Origin of the sequence: Pseudomonas sp. PA15(2017) (assembly GCF_001945395.1) — a bacterium.
Taxonomy (GTDB): Bacteria; Pseudomonadota; Gammaproteobacteria; order Pseudomonadales; family Pseudomonadaceae; genus Aquipseudomonas.
In genome coordinates this window covers 132,565-149,303 of the sequence record NZ_MSXV01000007.1, presented here as the reverse complement: position 1 = coordinate 149,303, position 16,739 = coordinate 132,565, and the positions used below count along the sequence as shown (strand labels likewise).

Here is a 16,739-nt window from a genome sequence, read left to right as displayed (position 1 = left end):
CGCTGACCGCCTCCCTCAGGCCGCCACAAGCGGCCTCTCGGCCAGCGCCTGCACCCAGCGCGCGTAGGCGTCGACCGCCAGGCCCACATCCTCGACTGCAACCGCCTCCGCCGGGTTATGGCTGATGCCACCTGCACAACGCACGAACAGCATGCCGACCGGCCAGCACTCGGCCATGGCGATGGCATCATGGCCGGCGCCACTGGGCAGCGACAGGCTGCGCCCCTGCACCTCATTCAATACCTGCGCCAGCGACGCCTGCATGGCGGCGTCGCAGCGGGTCGCGCAAATGCCGTAATACTGGCTGGCAGCGAAGCGTAGCCCACGCTGCCGGGCGATGGCCTCGCCCTCGCCAAGCAGGTCATCGAGCAGTTCGGCCAGGGCGCGATCCTCGGGACCACGGACATCCAGGGTCAATTCGACCTCCCCCGGAATGACGTTCACTGCCCCCGGATGGCACTGCAGGCAGCCCACGGTGGCCACCAGTTGCGGGCCATGCTGCCGGGTCCGGGTCTCGATCGCCACCATCCACTGCGCGGCGGCGGCCAGGGCGTCCTGGCGATGACTCATCGGCACCGTGCCGGCATGCCCGGCCTGACCGACGAAACGGCAGTTGAGCCGGCGCGCGCCATTGATGGCCGTGACCACGCCCAGCGCCAGCGCCTCACGCTCCAGGCACGGGCCCTGCTCGATATGCAGCTCCAGATAGGCTGCGAAATCCCCGGCCGGACGGGCGGCGCTGGCGATAGCCTCCCCATCGAGCCCCCAGGCTGCCATCGCCTGGGCGACGCTGACGCCATCCGCGTCGGCCTGGGCGAGCCACTCCTGCGGCCAACTGCCGGTCAGGCCGCGGCTGCCCAGCAGGGTGATGCCGAAGCGCGTGCCCTCCTCGTCGGCGAAGCCGACGATCTCGATGGCCAGCGGCAGGCGTATGCCGAGGTCGTGAAAACGCTGTACCACTTCGATGGCGGCGATCACCCCGAGCATGCCGTCGTAGCGGCCGGCATTGCGCACGGTGTCCAGGTGCGAGCCGAGCAGCAGCGCCTGGGCACCAGCACGCTGGCCTTCGTAACGGCCACAGATATTACCGACGGCATCCTGCCAGGTGCGCATGCCGGCCGCTTGCATCCACTCGCCCACCAGGGCATTGGCGCGTTGGTGCTCGGGCGACAGGTACACCCGGGTCAGGCCCTCGGCGGACTCGCTGATCGCCGCCAGTTCGTCGCAGCGCGCCATGACCCGCGCCGCGGCCTGTCGATGGTCCCGGGCCCCCATCAGCAGCGCTCGCCGTAGTGATCCCAGGCCGCCTGCAGGGCCGCGCCCTGGGTGGTGCGCAGGCCGAGGCGGTTGAGCACCGCCTCCAGGGCGGTGAGGGTTTGCATCACGCAGTCCTTGCGGGCGTTGTAGCCCATGGTGCCGATGCGCCAGATCTTGCCGGCCAGCGGCCCGAAGGAGGTGCCGATCTCGATACCGAAGTCCTGCAGCAGTATCTGGCGCACCTGCTCGCCATGCACACCTTCCGGAATCACCACGCCCAGCACGTTGTTCATCTTGTGCTCGAGATTGCCGAAGGTCTCCAGGCCCATACCCTGAATGCCCTTGAGCAGCGCATCGCCGTGCAGCTTGTGGCGGGCGATGGCGGCGTCCAGGCCTTCTTCGAGCAGCACCCGCGCGCATTCGCGGGCGCCGAACAGCGCCGAGGTGGCTTCGGTGTGGTGGTTGAGGCGCTCGGGCCCCCAGTAGTCGAGGATCATGCCGAGGTCGAAATAGTTGGAGTAGATCATCTCGTCCTCACCGTCGCGATGGGCCTCGGTGCGGATGCCGGCCTCGACGTGGGCGCGGCGGCGGATCACCTCGACCATCGCCGCGCTCAGGGTGATCGGCGCGGTGCCGGATGGCCCGCCCAGGCATTTCTGCAGGCCGGCGGAGACCGCATCCAGCCCCCAGGCGTCGGCTTCCAGGGCGTTACCGCCCAGGGAGGCGGTGGCGTCGGTGTAGAACAGCACGCCGTGGCGGCGGCAAATTTCGCCCAGCTCGGCCAGCGGCTGCAGCAGGGTGGTCGAGGTGTCGCCCTGCACGGTGAGCAGCAGGCGCGGCTTGACCTGCTTGATGGCATCCTCGATCTGCTGCGCGCTGAACACTTCGCCCCACGGCACCTCGATGCTGTGCACCTCGGCGCGGCAGCGTCGGGCAATTTCGCAGAGCAGATGGCCGAAACGACCGAATACCGGCACCAGCACCCTGTCACCCGGGCGAATCGCCGACACCAGGATGGCCTCGATGCCGGCGCGCGAGGTGCCGTCGACCAGCAAGGTGGCGGCATTGGCGCTGCGGAACACGCCGCGATAGAGGGCCATCACTTCGTTCATGTAGCCGGTCATGGCCGGGTCGTACTGGCCGATCAACTGGCTGGACATGGCGCGCAGCACCCGCGGGTCGGCATTGATCGGGCCGGGGCCCATGAGCAGGCGCTGGGGCGGATTGACGGGCAGGAAAGTCGTGTTCATCTGGTTTTCTCGCTCTGGTGAAGCTCAGTTCAGTCCGCGTACGGACGAGATGAATTGCTTGAGTTCGGCGCTCTGTGGGTTGGCGAACAGCTCGCGGCTGGGGCCTTGTTCCCACACGCGGCCCTGATGCATGAACACCACGCGGTCACCCACTTCCTGGGCGAAATTCATTTCGTGGGTAACCAGGATCAGGGTCATGCCCTCCTTGGCCAATTGTTCGAGCACCTTGAGCACCTCGCCGACCAGCTCCGGGTCCAGCGCCGAAGTGATTTCGTCGCACAGCAGCACCTTGGGCGACATGGCCAGCGCACGGGCGATGGCGACGCGCTGCTGCTGGCCGCCGGAAAGGCTCGCCGGGTAATAGTCCAGGCGATCACCGAGGCCCACTTTCTCGAGCATGCGTGCCGCCAGCTCACGGCACTCGGCCTCGCTCTTCTTAAGCACGCGACGCGGCGCCAGCATGACGTTCTCACGGGCGGTCATGTGCGGGAACAGGTTGAAGCTCTGGAACACCATGCCCACCGAGCGGCTGATTTCCCGCGCCTGGGAATCGCGGTCGGTGACGGTCATGCCGCCGAGCTTGATGCTGCCGTCCTGATAGCCCTCCAGGCCATTGATGCAGCGCAGCAAGGTGCTCTTGCCCGAGCCGCTGCGGCCGATGATCGACACCACCTCGCCCACCTCGATATCGAGATCGACGCCTTTGAGCACGTGGTTGTCGCCGTAGTACTTCTGTACCTGATCAATGGTGATGAGCGGCATTGAATTTCTTCTCCAGATACTGGCTGTAACGCGACAGCGGATAACACATCAGGAAGTAGCCCAGCGCCACCAGACCGAACACCTTGAATGGCTCGTAGGTGACGTTGTTGAGGATGGTGCCGGCCTTGGTCAGCTCGACGAAACCGATGATCGACGCCAGCGCGGTGCCCTTGATCACCTGGACGGCGAAGCCCACGGTAGGCGCGATGCCGATGCGCAGCGCCTGGGGCAGGATGACGCGAAACAGCGTCTGCCCGACATCCAGCCCCAGGCAGCGACAGGCTTCCCACTGACCGCGGGGCAGCGCGCGGATGCTGCCGTGCCAGATATCCACCAGAAACGCGCTGGTGTAGAAGGTCAGCGCCAGCGAGGCGGCCGTCCAGGGCGACACGTCGATGCCCAGCAGGGCCACGCCGAAGAATGCCAGGAACAGCTGCATGAGCAGCGGCGTCCCCTGGAACAGTTCGGTATAGCCGCGAATCAGCCAGTGCGGCCAGGCGCGCTTGGACAGCCGCGCCATCACCAGGGGAATGGCCACCAGGGTGCCGCCGATGAATGCGGTCAGAGACAGCAGAACGGTCCAGCGCGCAGCCAGGAGCAGATTGCGCAGGATGTCCCAGTCGGTGAAGGTGGTCATCATGGCTGCTCTCCAAACCACTTGCGGCCGGCCGCCAACAGCAGCTGGCGCATGGCGATGGACAGCGCCAGGTACATCAGCGTGGTCACCAGGTAAACCTCGAAACTCAGGAAGGTGCGTGACTGGATCAGGTTGGCCGCGAAGGTCAGCTCCTCGTGGGAAACCTGGGAAACCACCGAGGAACCGAGCATGACGATGATGCACTGGCTGACCAGCGCCGGATAAATGCGCTTGAGCGATGGCGGCAGCACCACACGCACGAAAGTCTGCGTGCGGCTCAGGCCCAGCACGCGACCGGCCTCCCACTGGCCACGGGGCGTGACCTGGATGCCGGCGCGGATGATCTCGGTGCTGTAGGCGCCCAGGTTGATCAGCATGGCCAGCAGCGCCGCCTCGCCCGCCGTCAGCTTCACACCCAGGTTGGGCAGGCCGAAGACGATGAAGAATAGCTGCACCACGAACGGCGTGTTGCGAATCAGCTCGACGTAGACGCCCCACAGGCGGCTCAGCACGCTCGGCCGGCCGCTGCGCAGGGCCGCACCGAGAATGCCCAGGCCCACGCCGCCCACGGTCGCCATCACCGTGAGCTGAATGGTCACCCAGAGACCGGACAGCAGCTCCGGCCAGTAGGGCCATAGAGCGGAAAAGTTCAGCTGCGCCATCATCGATCAGCCCTTACGCGCCCAGGTTCTCGGGCAGTGGTGCCTTCAGCCATTGCTCGGAAAGGCCGTTGAGCGTGCCGTCTGCCTTGGCCTGTTCGATCAGTGCATCGACCTTGGCTTTCAGCGCCGCCTCACCCTTGCGTAGGCCGATGTAGCACGGCGAATCCTTGAGCATGAACTTGGCCACCGGAGCACGGGCCGCGTTCTGGCGCTCGATGGCCGCGACCACCAGGTTGCCGGTGGCGACGAACTCCACCTGCCCGGACAGATAGGCCGACAGCGTGGTGTTGTTGTCCTCGTAGCGCTTGACCTCAGCCCCCTTCGGCGCCACCTCGGTGAGCACCATGTCTTCCACGGCGCCGCGGGTCACGCCAATCGACTTGCCGACCAGCTCGTCGGCCTTCGCCAGGGCGGCGTCCTTGGCACCGAACACACCAAGGAAGAACGGCGCGTACGCGGCGCTGAAATCGATCACCTGCTCACGCTCGGCGTTCTTGCCCAGGCTGGAGATCACCAGGTCGACCTTGTCGGTCTGCAGGTACGGCACCCGGTTGGCGCTGGTGACCGGCACCAGCTGCAATTTAAGTTTCATCTCCTTGGCCAGGTACTTGGCCATGTCGATGTCGTAGCCCTGGGGTTGCAGGTCCGTGCCCACCGAGCCAAACGGCGGGAAATCCTGCGGTACGGCGATGCGGATCACCCCGCGTTTTTCGATCTCTTGCAGCTGGTCCGCCAGCACAGTGGTTGCCTGGGTCAGCAGCAGCCCAGCGGTCAGTAATGCGATCAATCCCTTCTTCATCGGCTTCACCCCATCATCGTCAGTCATGAAACGAAAGATTCGTTATTTTCAAATTTGCAACCAACGTGCCAGCGCATTTTCTGGCCATGCTTTTTCCGGGCAACGCCTGCCAGACCGGCCCGGCAAGCCAACCATCGAGGACATTGCGAGGGAGTGCTACCGCTTAATGAGCACGATAAAGAGGCGAAACACATGCATAGAACGCCACAAAAAAGGGCGCCATCTGGCGCCCTCATACTGCTTCGCACCACAAAGGCGCACTAACGCTGTTCCAATTCGTCCAGTTGGCCGTAGAGCCCGGCGATCTGGTGAATGCGTTGACGCCCCTCGGTCAATCGCTCGTGCAGCAGTGCGTTGACCAGCAGGTTGATCAGGCTGTTGGCGCTGGAATAACTGTCGAATGCCGACACGCTATCCAGCGGCGCGCACAGGTGCCAGCTGGCGAGCGCGATGACGCCCTGGGCCTGCGGCTCGCAGATCACCAGGGTCGGTACCTGCTGGGCCTGCAGGGCTTGCAGGAGCGGGCGGATGATTCGCGGGCGGCGCCTGAACCCGAACACCACCACCAGATCGTCGGCCGTCAGGTCGACCAGCTCCTCGGCCAGCGTCTGCCCTGGCTGGGGCAGCACCTGCACCGCACTGCGCACCTGCAGCAGTTGCTGGCGCATGTGCAGCGCCACGGGAAAAGCGTTGCGCAGGCCCACGACGAAGACGCGCCTGCTGTTGCCCAGCGCCCGAACCACCTCGCCGAACGACTCGGCCTCGATGGCATTGACCCACTGGGTGAGGTTGGCCATTTCCTGTTTGTAATGGCGGGCCAGCAAGGTGTTGCCCTGCACCACGTCACGGTTGTCAGCCACCGGCATGCCGCTCTGGCGCAGGCTGCGCTGCTCATCGCGCATGTCCTTGTATTTCTCGTAGCCCAGGCGCTTGAACAACCGGCTCACGGTGGCCTTGGAGACCCCGGCGAGCCGCGCCAGCTCGGCGCTGTTGTAGCTGACCAGATCATCGTAATGATCGAGCACGAAGTCAGCGATGCGCTGCTCCTGTGGCGCGAGCTGTGCATAGTGGCTGCGCAGACGTTCATCGAGTCGAGTCATGGAAGGCGCCTTGTAACTTTCGTTTCATTCGACCGATGATATAGAAACTGCCCACCTGCTGAAATCGCCCCGCGGCAATTCATTCCACCGCACTCGTGGCCTAGAGCCGTCACTTCGCAAGGAGACCACCATGCCACCGATCACGCCCGACTGGGCCGCCTATGTCGCCCAGATGGAACAGGTTCTGGCCCTGGAGCTGGACGACGCGCGGCGTCAGGAGCTGCTCACTCAGTTCAGCCGCATCGCCGCCATGGCCGAACCACTGATGGCCTTTGCGCTCGATGATCGACTGGAAGTCGCGGGGGTTTACCACGCATGAATCCCGCCCTGCTCTCCATCGACGAAATCCGAACGGCCCTGGCAGCGGGCGAGCTCAGCGCACGAGAAATCACCGAGCACAGCCTGGCGGCCATCGACCGCCATAACCCGGCAATCAATGCCTGGACGCAGATCACCCACCAGCGCATGCGCGAGGAAGCCGAGCGGCTGGACCGCCTGCGCCACGAAGGCTCGCCCCTGCCCGCCCTGGCGGCGGTGCCCTATGGGGCGAAGAACCTGTTCGACGTCGCCGGCTTTCCGACCCTGGCCGGCGCCCAGCTGTTTCAGAACCGACCGGCCGCACAGGCCGACGCCTGGGCCGTGCGCCAGCTGTCCGCCAGCGGCGCCCTGCTCTCGGGGATGCTGAACATGGATGCCTACGCCTACGGGTTCACCACGGAAAACACCCACTTCGGCGCGACCCGCAACCCCCACGACCTGTCACGCATCGCCGGTGGCTCCTCCGGCGGCTCGGCAGCGGCGGTCGCAGCCGGCCTGGTGAACTTCTCCCTGGGCAGCGACACCAACGGCTCCATTCGCGTGCCCGCCTCGCTCTGCGGAATCTTCGGCCTCAAGCCCACCTTTGGCAGGCTGTCGCGCAGCGGCTCGCATCCGTTCGTGGGCAGCCTCGACCATATCGGGCCGCTGGCGCGCAGCACCGCCGACCTTGCCGCCGTCTACGACGCACTGCAGGGCCATGATCCGGCGGACGGTTTCCAGGCCAGCCAGCCGCCGCAAGCCGTATCGGAGCTTCTCGAGCAGGATCTGGGTGGCCTGCGCGTCGGCGTGCTGGGCGGCTACTTCCAGCAGTGGTGCGACGACAGCGCCCGTGACGCCGTGGCCCGGGCCGCCAAGGCCCTGAACGCCAGCGAGGAGGTCACCCTGGCCGACGCCGAACTGGCCCGCACCTCGGCGTTCATCATCAGCGCCAGCGAGGGCGGCAATGCCTACCTGCCGGCACTGCGCAGCTCACCGGAGGTGTTCGAGCCGCTGTCGCGCGAACGTCTGCTGGCCGGCGCGATGATTCCCGCCGCCTGGTACGTTCAGGCGCAGCGTTTCCGGCGGCATTTCCAGAACCAGGTACTGCCGCTGTTCAACGATATCGACGTGCTGATCGCCCCGGCGACGCCCACCAGCGCGACACCTATCGGCCAGGCGACCCTGCGTATCAACGGCGTCGATCTGCCGACCCGCGCCAGCATGGGCATGCTGGCGCAGCCGATTTCCTTCCTTGGCCTGCCGGTGGTCAGCGTGCCGCTGCGTACCGCCGCCGGCCTGCCGATCGGCGTGCAACTGATCGCCGCGCCCTTCCGCGAAGACGCCTGCCTGCGCGCGGCCGCAGCGCTGGAGCGCCTGGGCATCGCGCAAGCCCAAGCCGTGAACCTGGAGTGAATGCATGAGCCCTGAACAGATAGACCTGCCCGCCGTGCACGCTGAAGTCACCGCGGCCTTCCAGCGCTACGAACGGGCGTTGGTCAGCAACGATATCGCCGTGCTCGACGAGCTGTTCTGGCACGACCCGCGCACCGTGCGCCTCGGCGCCTCCGAAAACCTCTATGGCATCGACGAGATCCGCGCCTTTCGCGCCGCGCGACCAACCGCCGGCCTGCACCGCGAATTGCACAACACGGTCATCACCACCTACGGCGAGAACTTCGCGGTGTGCAGCACCGAATTCACCCGCGCGGGCAGCGAGCGCATCGGCCGCCAGCAGCAGAGCTGGGTGAAGCTGGATGGTCAATGGCGCATCGTCGCCGCCCAGGTAAGCCTGATGAGCTGAGCGGCTGCACGCTGCGACAAAGTGACATACAGTGGGAGAACGCCGCCCCAATCGGCAACGGAAACTGGCAACATGCGGCCTACGCCATTTGCCTACGCCAATGTGGGCACATGCCAACGCTATGACTCGAATCCCAAGGAGGCCTGATGCGCTTGCGCGCGGTTCTTTTCGACATGGATGGCACGCTGCTCGACAGCGCGCCGGACTTTATCGCCATCTGCCAGGTCATGCGCGCCGAACGCGGCCTGCCGCCGGTAGCGGAGAAGCTGATTCGCGATCACGTCTCCGGCGGCGCCCGGGCGATGATCCTCAACGCCTTCGACATCGACCCGATGAGCCCGGACTTCGAAGCCTTGCGCCTGGAGTTTCTGGAGCGCTACCAGGATCACTGCGCAGTGCTGACCCGCCCCTACGAAGGCATCGAGGCGCTGCTCGAGGAAATCGAACGGGCCAAGCTGATCTGGGGCGTGGTGACCAACAAGCCGCTGCGTTTCGCCGAGCCGATCATGCAGCGCCTGGGCCTGGCCGAGCGCTCCTCGATCCTGATCTGCCCGGATCACGTGACCCGCAGCAAGCCCGATCCGGAGCCGATGATCCTGGCCTGCTCGACCCTCAAGCTTGACCCGGCCAGCGTGCTGTTCGTCGGCGACGACCTGCGCGACATCGAGTCCGGCCGCGACGCCGGCACCAAGACCGCGGCGGTCACCTACGGCTACATCCACCCCGACGACAATCCCCGTCACTGGGGCGCCGACGTGGTCGTCGACCATCCGCTGGAACTGCGCAAGGTGCTCGATCAGGCGCTGTGCGGCTGCTGAATCGTTGCCTCCGTCATGACGCCGATCAGCAAGCGCTGAGCACCCCCGCCTAAAATGAGCCCGCCGCCTTGTCGGCGGGCCCCATTCTGTTCACCCCTTCGAAAACCAGAGGACTGTTGCCATGTTCGATTACAGCGCCCGCCCCGACCTGCTCAAGGATCGCGTGATCCTGGTGACCGGCGCCGGCCGCGGGATCGGCGCCGCCGCAGCGCGCACCTATGCGGCCCACGGCGCCACCGTGCTGCTGTTGGGCAAGAACGAGGAGAACCTGGCGCGTACCTATGACGCCATCGAGCAGGCGGGCCACCCACAGCCGGTGGTGATTCCGTTCGACCTGGAAACCGCCCTGCCGCATCAGTACGACGAGCTGGCGGCGACGGTCGAGAAAGCCTTCGGCAAGCTCGACGGCCTGCTCCACAACGCCTCGATCATTGGCCCGCGTACGCCGTTGGAACAGCTGTCCGGCGACAATTTCATGCGCGTCATGCAGGTCAACGTCAACGCCATGTTCATGCTGACCAGCACGCTGCTGCCGCTGCTCAAGCTGTCTGCCGATGCCTCGGTGGTGTTCACCTCCAGCAGCGTCGGCCGCAAGGGCCGCGCCTATTGGGGCGCCTATGCGGTGTCCAAGTTCGCCACCGAAGGACTGATGCAGGTGATGGCCGACGAAATCGAGGGCATCACCGCGATTCGTGCCAACAGCGTCAACCCGGGCGGCACCCGCACCGACATGCGCGCCCAGGCTTATCCTGGCGAGGACCCGCAGACCCGACCGACGCCGGAGGCCATCATGCCGGTCTACCTGTACCTGATGGGGCCGGACAGCCAAGGCATCAACGGCCAGGCATTCGACGCCCAGTAGTCGTCGCCACCTGGCCTTATCGTCCTCTCCAGCCATGATCGGCGCCGCGACATTAAATTGTCGCGACGCCTTTTCGAAGCGGCAAATGCTTGCCGCGATTCTGGCGGCGTATTGCCATCAATGGCCCTCTGCCGCTATCGATTAGCTGCAACCTGTTGAACCTCAAGGCTTTTAAATGGCCCTAAAAGACTGGCACGAAATTAGCTCTGTAGCTTGCAAGCTGCAACGAAGCGCCAGAGGTTCACAAAAATGGTCCCACCCAGCCAGAAAAACACCATCGATTTCGACGCTGCCAAAGTGCAGCGTCTCGGCCTCTTGCCGCGCAAGGAGCAGACCCGTCCGGTCAGCCTGGCGCAGCTGCGCCAGCGTCTCGGCCTGCAATTGCAGACCAGCCTGGACGCCGAGCGCATCCTCGCTACCTTCTTCCGCGAACTGCAGCACCTGGTTCCGGTGGACTCGCTGGGCTATCAGCACTCGAGCAGCGACCTGCGTCTGGATTACGGCCAACAGGCCAATCACTCGGCGACCTACCGCCTCAGCCACGAGAACGAGTACCTGGGTGAGTTGACTTTCCGGCGGCGTCAGCGCTTTTCCGATCACGAACTGGCGCAGCTCGAATCCCTGCTGGCCAGCCTCATGTATCCGCTGCGCAATGCTCTGCTTTACCGCGTGGCGATCCAGAGCGCGCTGCGCGACCCGCTGACCAACACCGGCAACCGCATCGCCATGGATCAGGTGCTGGGCCGCGAGATCGAACTGGCGCGTCGCAACGGCCAGCCGCTGTCGCTGCTGATGCTGGACATCGATCACTTCAAAAGCATCAACGATGAGCACGGCCACAGCGCCGGCGACGAAGTGCTGAAGGCCGTCGCCACCACCATCAAGGATCAGCTACGCAACATCGACATGGTGTTCCGCTATGGCGGCGAAGAGTTTCTGGTGCTGTTGTCCGGCACTCCAGGCGAAGGAGCCAGGCAGGTCGGCGAGCGTCTGCGCGAAGCGGTACTGGGCCTGCAGTGCGTGGTACAGGGCCGCCCAGTGAAAATGTCCATCAGCCTGGGCTGTGCCAACCTGGAACTTGGCGAGTCCGCGGACGGCTTGCTCAACCGCGCGGACAAGGCGCTGTACAGCGCCAAACGCAGCGGCCGCAACTGCCTGGCCATGGCAGGCTGAAAACCCTGATCGCCGCCCATTGAAAAGGGCCCCATCCGTGAGGATTGGGGCCCTTTTTTCGGCACTGCTGGCACGGCACGCGTAGGAGCGGCTTCAGCCGCGAGCCCTTGCAGAATATCGCGGCTAAAGGACTGGTCTGCGCGCGCACCTGCCGAGGGGTTGCCCTGCGCTTACGCCAAACTTCAGCGCTTCACTGCGGCTTGCGACTGCCGCGACCGGAACCCGGACGCTGGCCATCGCCTGCCGGGCGGCTGCGGCGATTATCGCCACCGGCCGGCTGGCGCGGCGCACGCTCAGCGGATTCGCCACGCGGTTTGCCGGGCTTCTTGCCGACATCACGCGGGCGCTCGGCAACCGGCGTACCGCGGGCCGACTCCCCAGCCGGCGAGCGCGGTGCACGGCTCGGACGCTCGCTCTGCTCCGCACGGCTGCCACGACCGGAGCCCTGCGCAGGGCCGCCATTGGCCGGACGCAAAGCGCGCCCCGGGCGCTCACCGCGGCCGACCGGCTTGGCGGCCTTGCGCTGCAGGCGGTCGAGCTTGTCGCGGGTCTTTTCCTTCATCTCCGGCAAGGCGACCGGCTTGAGGCCGACTTCTTCGCTGAGGATATCGACTTCGCGCTGGCCCATTTCGCGCCAGCGGCCCATCGGCAGATCCGAGGTCATGAACACCGGGCCGAAGCGCACGCGCTTCAGGCGGCTGACCACCAAGCCCTGGGATTCCCACAAACGGCGTACTTCGCGGTTGCGACCTTCCATGACCACGCAGTGGTACCAGTGGTTGAAACCCTCACCACCTGGCGCTTCCTTGATGTCGGTGAACTTGGCCGGGCCGTCCTCGAGCATCACGCCCGCCTTGAGGCGCTCGATCATCTCCTCGTCCACCTCGCCGCGTACGCGCACGGCGTATTCACGGTCCATCTGGTAGGACGGGTGCATCAGACGGTTGGCCAGCTCGCCGTCGGTGGTGAACATCAACAGGCCGGTGGTGTTGATGTCCAGACGGCCGATATTGATCCAGCGGCCCTCTTTCGGGCGCGGCAGGCGGTCGAACACGGTCGGACGGCCTTCCGGGTCGTCGCGGGTACAGATCTCGCCGTCGGGCTTGTTGTAGATCAGCACGCGACGCACGGTTTCCGTCGCCTCTTCGCGACGCAACAAACGGCCGTCCACGGAGATGGCGTCATGCAGGTCGACACGCTGGCCGAGGCTGGCGTCGTTGCCGTTGACCTTGACACGGCCAGCGGTGATCCAGGATTCGATTTCGCGGCGCGAGGCCAGGCCCATGCGCGCCAGGACCTTCTGCAGTTTTTCGCCAGCGGGGCTGTATTCTTCGGTTTCACTCATCTGGGCACCTCCCGGTGTTTTCTGGTGATGGGACGATCAAGTCGTCGAAGGGGCGCGCATCATACGCGGATCAGGCGCGACACGCACCTGGCAGCAGAGCATAGCTGGCGAGCGGTCTAGCGCCTGACCGCCGGTCGGCGGCTAGCGTTTGCGACGTGCCTTCGAGCCCATGGCCAGCAGGCGCATGTCCGCCTCGGCGGCGACCAGGCGCTGTTCGGCCTTGTCGAGCTTCTTCCAGGTCTTGATTTCCGCCTTGCTGCGCCCGCAACCGAGGCAGATGCCGTCATCGAATTTGCAGACGCTGATGCAGGGGTCTTTCATGAAGTTTCTTTGCGCTCGCTGGTGGACGGGTCATCCGCAGCGTTAGAGACCGTTTCCGGCGCCCCATGGTTCGACTCATCGCCGGCGCGCGCCAGATCGTCGAAGTCGGTTTTCAGGCCCTGCTCCATGGCGTCAAGCTCGGCCAGCAGCGAGCCGAAGCTGGTCTCGGCATTGGCCTGGGCGTCGGTTTCGGGCTCGGCGTCGTCATCCGCCAGGGCCAGATCGGCGCGCGCCTGCAAGCTCTGTGGCACCACCGGGTCATCGTCGTCCTGGGCCAGCACTGGCTCGGGCTCCAGCTCGCGCAGCGCGGCCAAAGGCGGCAGCTCGTCGAGATTCTTCAGGTTGAAGTGATCAAGAAAGCCCTTGGTGGTGGCGAACATGGCCGGCCGGCCGGGCACGTCGCGGTAGCCGACCACGCGAATCCACTCGCGCTCCTGCAGGGTCTTGACGATCTGGCTGTTCACCGCCACGCCGCGAATCTCCTCGATCTCGCCGCGGGTGATGGGCTGGCGGTAGGCGATCAGCGCCAGGGTCTCGAGCATGGCCCGTGAATAGCGCTGCGGGCGCTCTTCCCACAAACGGCCGACCCAGGGCGAGAAGCTGTCGCGAACCTGCAGGCGGTAGCCGGAGGCCACTTCCTTGAGCTCGAAGGCGCGGCCCTTGCAGCTGCCACCGAGGATCGCCAGCGCCTTGCGAAACACATCGGCCTCGGGGCGCTCGGCTTCCTCGAACAATTCCATGATCCGCTCGAGCGACAGCGGCTTGCCGGAGGCCAGCAGCAGGCCCTCGAGCAAGGTGGAGAGTTGCTTGGGATCGGACAGGTTCATGGTGGGACGTACCGCGCGCAGCCGCAAAAGCGGCGAGTCTAGCAGTTCATTCGAACGCGCTCTCGCCCTCTTCCTCCACGCCTGCCACGCGCAGACGCACATGCACAGCGGCAAACGCCTCGTTCTGCACCAGCTCGACCAGCGATTCCTTGACCAGCTCGAGAATCGCCATGAAGGTCACCACCACGCCGAGGCGACCTTCCTCCGCAGTGAACAGCTCGACGAACGGCACAAAAACCCCGCCCTTGAGCCGCTCGAGCACTTCGCTCATGCGCTCGCGGGTGGACAGCGCCTCACGGCTGACCTGGTGGCTTTCGAACATGTCGGCGCGGCGCAACACCTCGGCCATCGACACCAGCAGTTCCTGTAGCTCCACCGTGGGCAGCAGCTTGCGCGCCCTAGCCTGCGGCGCCTCGACGCGCGGCACGGTGAGGTCGCGGCCCACCCGTGGCAGGGCATCGATGCCCTCGGCGGCGGCCTTGAAGCGCTCGTATTCGAGCAGGCGGCGAATCAGCTCGGCGCGCGGGTCGTCTTCCTCTTCTTCGGCCTCGGCCGAGCGCGGCAGCAGCATGCGCGACTTGATCTCGGCGAGCATGGCCGCCATCACCAGGTACTCGGCGGCCAGCTCCAGGCGCACGGTGTGCATCAGCTCGACGTAGCCCATGTACTGGCGGGTGATCTCCGCTACCGGGATGTCCAGCACGTCGATGTTCTGCTTGCGGATCAGGTAGAGCAGCAGATCCAGCGGGCCTTCGAAGGCCTCGAGGAATACCTCCAGGGCGTCCGGCGGAATGTACAGGTCGACGGGCAGCTCGGTGAGCGCCTCGCCATAGACCATGGCGAATGGCAGCTCCTGCTGGGCGCCGGCCCGGCTGTCGATGGTCTCGGCCGACATCGATCAGCGCGACTCGAAAGGCGATGGGTCGCCGCAGCCGACGCGGATCACCTCGGGCTCGTCGTCCACCAGGCCGATCACCGTGGAGGCCTCAAGGCCGCCGAAGCCACCGTCGATGATCAGGTCCACCTGATGCTCGAGCATCTGGCGCATCTCGTAGGGGTCGCTCATCGGCAGGTCTTCGCCGGGCAGGATCAAGCTGACGCTCATCATCGGCTCGCCAAGCTCCTCGAGCAATGCCGCGGAGATGGGATGGCTGGGCACCCGCAGACCGATGGTGCGGCGCTTGGGGTGCAGCAGCATGCGCGGCACTTCGCGGGTGGCGTTGAGAATGAAGGTATACGGCCCCGGCGTGTGGTTCTTCAGCAGTCGAAAGGCGGCGGTGTCGACCTTGGCGAAGGTGCTGAGCTGCGACAGGTCGCGGCACACCAGGGTGAAATTGTGCTTGTCATCGAGCTGACGCAGGCGCCGGATGCGCTCCATGGCGTTCTTGGCGCCCATCTGGCAGCCCACCGCATAGGACGAGTCGGTGGGATAGACCACCACGCCACCGTTGCGGACGATGTCGACCGCCTGCTTGATCAGACGGGCCTGGGGACTTTCCGGGTGAATCTGAAAAAACTGGCTCATGGCTAGCAACTCTCAAACGGCTTCGTACGAGGGCGCGCAGCCGAAACGCGTCCATAACGGGGAAAGGTCATCGGGCAGCGGCCGGTACAAACCCAGCTCCGACCAGTCGCCTGGCGCGTGAAAATCGCTGCCGACACTGGCCAGCAGGCCGAACTCTCGCGCCAGGATCGCCAGGCCACCGACCTGCTCGGCCGGCTGCATGCCGTTGACGACTTCCAGCGAGTGACCGCCCGCCGCGGCGAATGCTGCCACCAGCTTGCGGCGCTTGCTGCGCGTGAAGTCGTACTGCCAGGGGTGGGCAAGGCTGATCCATGCGTTGGACTGGCGCAGCGTCTCGAGCGTTTCATCTAACGTCGGCCAATGCTGCTTGACGTCGCCGAGCTTGCCGGAGCCCAGCCATTTGCGAAAGGCGTCGGCGCGGTCCTTGACGAAGCCACCACGGACCAGAAATTCCGCGAAATGCGGACGCGCCGGCGCATTGCCGCTTTCACCCTGGGCCTGCTGAATGGCCCGCGCACCTTCCAGCGCGCCCTCCATGCCCTTGAGCGCCAGGCGCCGGGAAATCTCCTCGGCACGCAGCCAGCGCCCCTGGTGCAGGTCGGCGATGGCCTGGCGCAAGGCCGGCGCGTCGCTGTCGAAGGCATAGCCCAGCACATGGATGGTCGCGCCGCCCCAGGTACAGGACAGCTCGATACCATTGACCAGTTGCACGCCCAGCTCGCTCGCCGCAGCGCGGGCCTCATCGAGCCCTTCGAGGGTGTCGTGGTCGGTCAGCGCCAGCAGGGTGACGCCGCGCCCGTGTGCCCGCGCGACCACCTCGGCAGGCGGCAGGGCGCCATCCGAGGCGGTGCTGTGGCAATGAAGATCAACCTGCATAAGGGGCGCTTTCCCGACGATTCATGTTTGTTATTATGCCGTGGCCGGCAGATTCTTGCCCGCTCTCGCGCTGTTCTCTCGCCTCTTTTCTCGCGGCTCACCCACAAGGATCGACATGCTTTACGCCATCATCGCCACCGACGTGGAAAACTCCCTCGAGCTTCGCCTCTCCGTTCGCCCCGCGCACCTGGCTCGCCTGGAACAACTGAAAAGCGAAGGCCGCCTGGTACTGGCCGGCCCCAACCCGGCCATCGACAGCAACGACCCGGGCCCGGCGGGCTTCAGCGGCAGCCTGATCGTCGCCGAATTCGAATCGCTGGAAGCCGCCGAGACCTGGGCCAACGCCGACCCATTCCGCACCACCGGCGTCTACGCCAGCGTCGTGGTCAAACCTTTCAAGCACGTACTGCCGTGATCGGCAATCGTC

The 16,739-nt window shown here is 65.6% G+C and carries 20 protein-coding genes; 7 read left to right on the top strand and 13 right to left on the bottom strand.

Features of this window, described 5'->3' with window-relative positions; genetic code table 11:
* Nucleotides 1–15: 15 nt before the first annotated feature.
* The 7 genes from hpxK to BVH03_RS02805 form a co-directional block, all read right to left on the bottom strand.
* On the bottom strand, nucleotides 16–1,275 hold the full coding sequence (gene hpxK / locus BVH03_RS02835; RefSeq protein ID WP_075959790.1) for an allantoate amidohydrolase: 1,260 nt from the start codon (nucleotides 1,273–1,275) through the stop codon (nucleotides 16–18).
* Nucleotides 1,275–2,507, bottom strand: a complete 1,233-nt coding sequence (locus BVH03_RS26605) for an alanine--glyoxylate aminotransferase family protein (RefSeq protein WP_075959789.1) — start codon at nucleotides 2,505–2,507, stop codon at nucleotides 1,275–1,277. The genes hpxK and BVH03_RS26605 overlap by 1 nt, the downstream gene beginning before the upstream one ends.
* 24 nt (nucleotides 2,508–2,531) lie before the next feature.
* Entirely contained in the window at nucleotides 2,532–3,269 is a 738-nt protein-coding gene (locus tag BVH03_RS02825) for an amino acid ABC transporter ATP-binding protein (protein WP_075959788.1), read from the bottom strand.
* A complete protein-coding gene (locus tag BVH03_RS02820; RefSeq protein WP_027905148.1) occupies nucleotides 3,250–3,906 on the bottom strand; it encodes an amino acid ABC transporter permease in 657 nt (218 codons plus the stop codon). Before BVH03_RS02820 ends, BVH03_RS02825 begins: the two co-directional genes overlap by 20 nt.
* Nucleotides 3,906–4,571, bottom strand: a complete 666-nt coding sequence (locus BVH03_RS02815) for an amino acid ABC transporter permease (protein ID WP_027905147.1) — start codon at nucleotides 4,569–4,571, stop codon at nucleotides 3,906–3,908. Before BVH03_RS02815 ends, BVH03_RS02820 begins: the two co-directional genes overlap by 1 nt.
* Before the next feature lie 10 nt (nucleotides 4,572–4,581).
* Nucleotides 4,582–5,394: a transporter substrate-binding domain-containing protein gene (locus BVH03_RS02810; protein WP_371915331.1), complete on the bottom strand. Its 813-nt coding sequence runs from the start codon at nucleotides 5,392–5,394 to the stop codon at nucleotides 4,582–4,584.
* A gap of 233 nt (nucleotides 5,395–5,627) precedes the next feature.
* Nucleotides 5,628–6,467: a MurR/RpiR family transcriptional regulator gene (locus BVH03_RS02805; protein ID WP_075959787.1), complete on the bottom strand. Its 840-nt coding sequence runs from the start codon at nucleotides 6,465–6,467 to the stop codon at nucleotides 5,628–5,630.
* 130 nt (nucleotides 6,468–6,597) lie between these two features.
* Here BVH03_RS02805 and hpxX point away from each other — a divergent pair, with 130 nt between their 5' ends.
* From hpxX to BVH03_RS02775, 6 genes are all read left to right on the top strand, one after another.
* Nucleotides 6,598–6,786 (top strand): oxalurate catabolism protein HpxX, encoded by a 189-nt coding sequence (hpxX, locus tag BVH03_RS02800; RefSeq protein WP_075959786.1) that lies wholly within the window; start codon nucleotides 6,598–6,600, stop codon nucleotides 6,784–6,786.
* Nucleotides 6,783–8,177: an AtzE family amidohydrolase gene (locus BVH03_RS02795; protein WP_075959785.1), complete on the top strand. Its 1,395-nt coding sequence runs from the start codon at nucleotides 6,783–6,785 to the stop codon at nucleotides 8,175–8,177. The genes hpxX and BVH03_RS02795 overlap by 4 nt, the downstream gene beginning before the upstream one ends.
* Nucleotides 8,178–8,181: 4 nt before the next feature.
* On the top strand, nucleotides 8,182–8,565 hold the full coding sequence (hpxZ, locus tag BVH03_RS02790) for an oxalurate catabolism protein HpxZ (protein WP_075959784.1): 384 nt from the start codon (nucleotides 8,182–8,184) through the stop codon (nucleotides 8,563–8,565).
* A 146-nt stretch (nucleotides 8,566–8,711) separates the two neighbouring features.
* Complete coding sequence (gene mupP / locus BVH03_RS02785; RefSeq protein ID WP_075959783.1) at nucleotides 8,712–9,383, top strand: N-acetylmuramic acid 6-phosphate phosphatase MupP; 672 nt, start codon at nucleotides 8,712–8,714, stop codon at nucleotides 9,381–9,383.
* Nucleotides 9,384–9,504: 121 nt separating this feature from the next.
* Entirely contained in the window at nucleotides 9,505–10,245 is a 741-nt protein-coding gene (locus tag BVH03_RS02780; protein ID WP_075959782.1) for a YciK family oxidoreductase, read from the top strand.
* A 249-nt stretch (nucleotides 10,246–10,494) separates the two neighbouring features.
* Nucleotides 10,495–11,418, top strand: a complete 924-nt coding sequence (locus BVH03_RS02775; protein ID WP_075959781.1) for a GGDEF domain-containing protein — start codon at nucleotides 10,495–10,497, stop codon at nucleotides 11,416–11,418.
* Nucleotides 11,419–11,608: 190 nt separating this feature from the next.
* On the opposite strand, the gene rluB is transcribed toward BVH03_RS02775, so the two are convergent.
* From rluB to BVH03_RS02745, 6 genes are all read right to left on the bottom strand, one after another.
* A complete protein-coding gene (gene rluB / locus BVH03_RS02770) occupies nucleotides 11,609–12,763 on the bottom strand; it encodes a 23S rRNA pseudouridine(2605) synthase RluB (protein WP_075959780.1) in 1,155 nt (384 codons plus the stop codon).
* 141 nt (nucleotides 12,764–12,904) lie between these two features.
* A complete protein-coding gene (locus BVH03_RS02765) occupies nucleotides 12,905–13,084 on the bottom strand; it encodes a DUF1289 domain-containing protein (RefSeq protein WP_075959779.1) in 180 nt (59 codons plus the stop codon).
* A complete protein-coding gene (gene scpB / locus BVH03_RS02760) occupies nucleotides 13,081–13,911 on the bottom strand; it encodes an SMC-Scp complex subunit ScpB (RefSeq protein ID WP_075959841.1) in 831 nt (276 codons plus the stop codon). The genes BVH03_RS02765 and scpB overlap by 4 nt, the downstream gene beginning before the upstream one ends.
* A gap of 46 nt (nucleotides 13,912–13,957) precedes the next feature.
* Nucleotides 13,958–14,689 carry a ScpA family protein gene (locus BVH03_RS02755; protein ID WP_168175594.1) on the bottom strand — a complete coding sequence of 244 codons (732 nt, stop codon included), beginning with the start codon at nucleotides 14,687–14,689 and terminating at the stop codon, nucleotides 13,958–13,960.
* Nucleotides 14,690–14,809: 120 nt separating this feature from the next.
* Nucleotides 14,810–15,436 carry an L-threonylcarbamoyladenylate synthase gene (locus tag BVH03_RS02750; RefSeq protein WP_075959777.1) on the bottom strand — a complete coding sequence of 209 codons (627 nt, stop codon included), beginning with the start codon at nucleotides 15,434–15,436 and terminating at the stop codon, nucleotides 14,810–14,812.
* Between the two features lie 12 nt (nucleotides 15,437–15,448).
* On the bottom strand, nucleotides 15,449–16,312 hold the full coding sequence (locus tag BVH03_RS02745; protein WP_075959776.1) for a PHP domain-containing protein: 864 nt from the start codon (nucleotides 16,310–16,312) through the stop codon (nucleotides 15,449–15,451).
* 115 nt (nucleotides 16,313–16,427) lie between these two features.
* Between BVH03_RS02745 and BVH03_RS02740 the strand changes: the two genes are divergently transcribed.
* Complete coding sequence (locus tag BVH03_RS02740; RefSeq protein WP_075959775.1) at nucleotides 16,428–16,727, top strand: YciI family protein; 300 nt, start codon at nucleotides 16,428–16,430, stop codon at nucleotides 16,725–16,727.
* The last annotated feature ends 12 nt before the right edge of the window (nucleotides 16,728–16,739 follow it).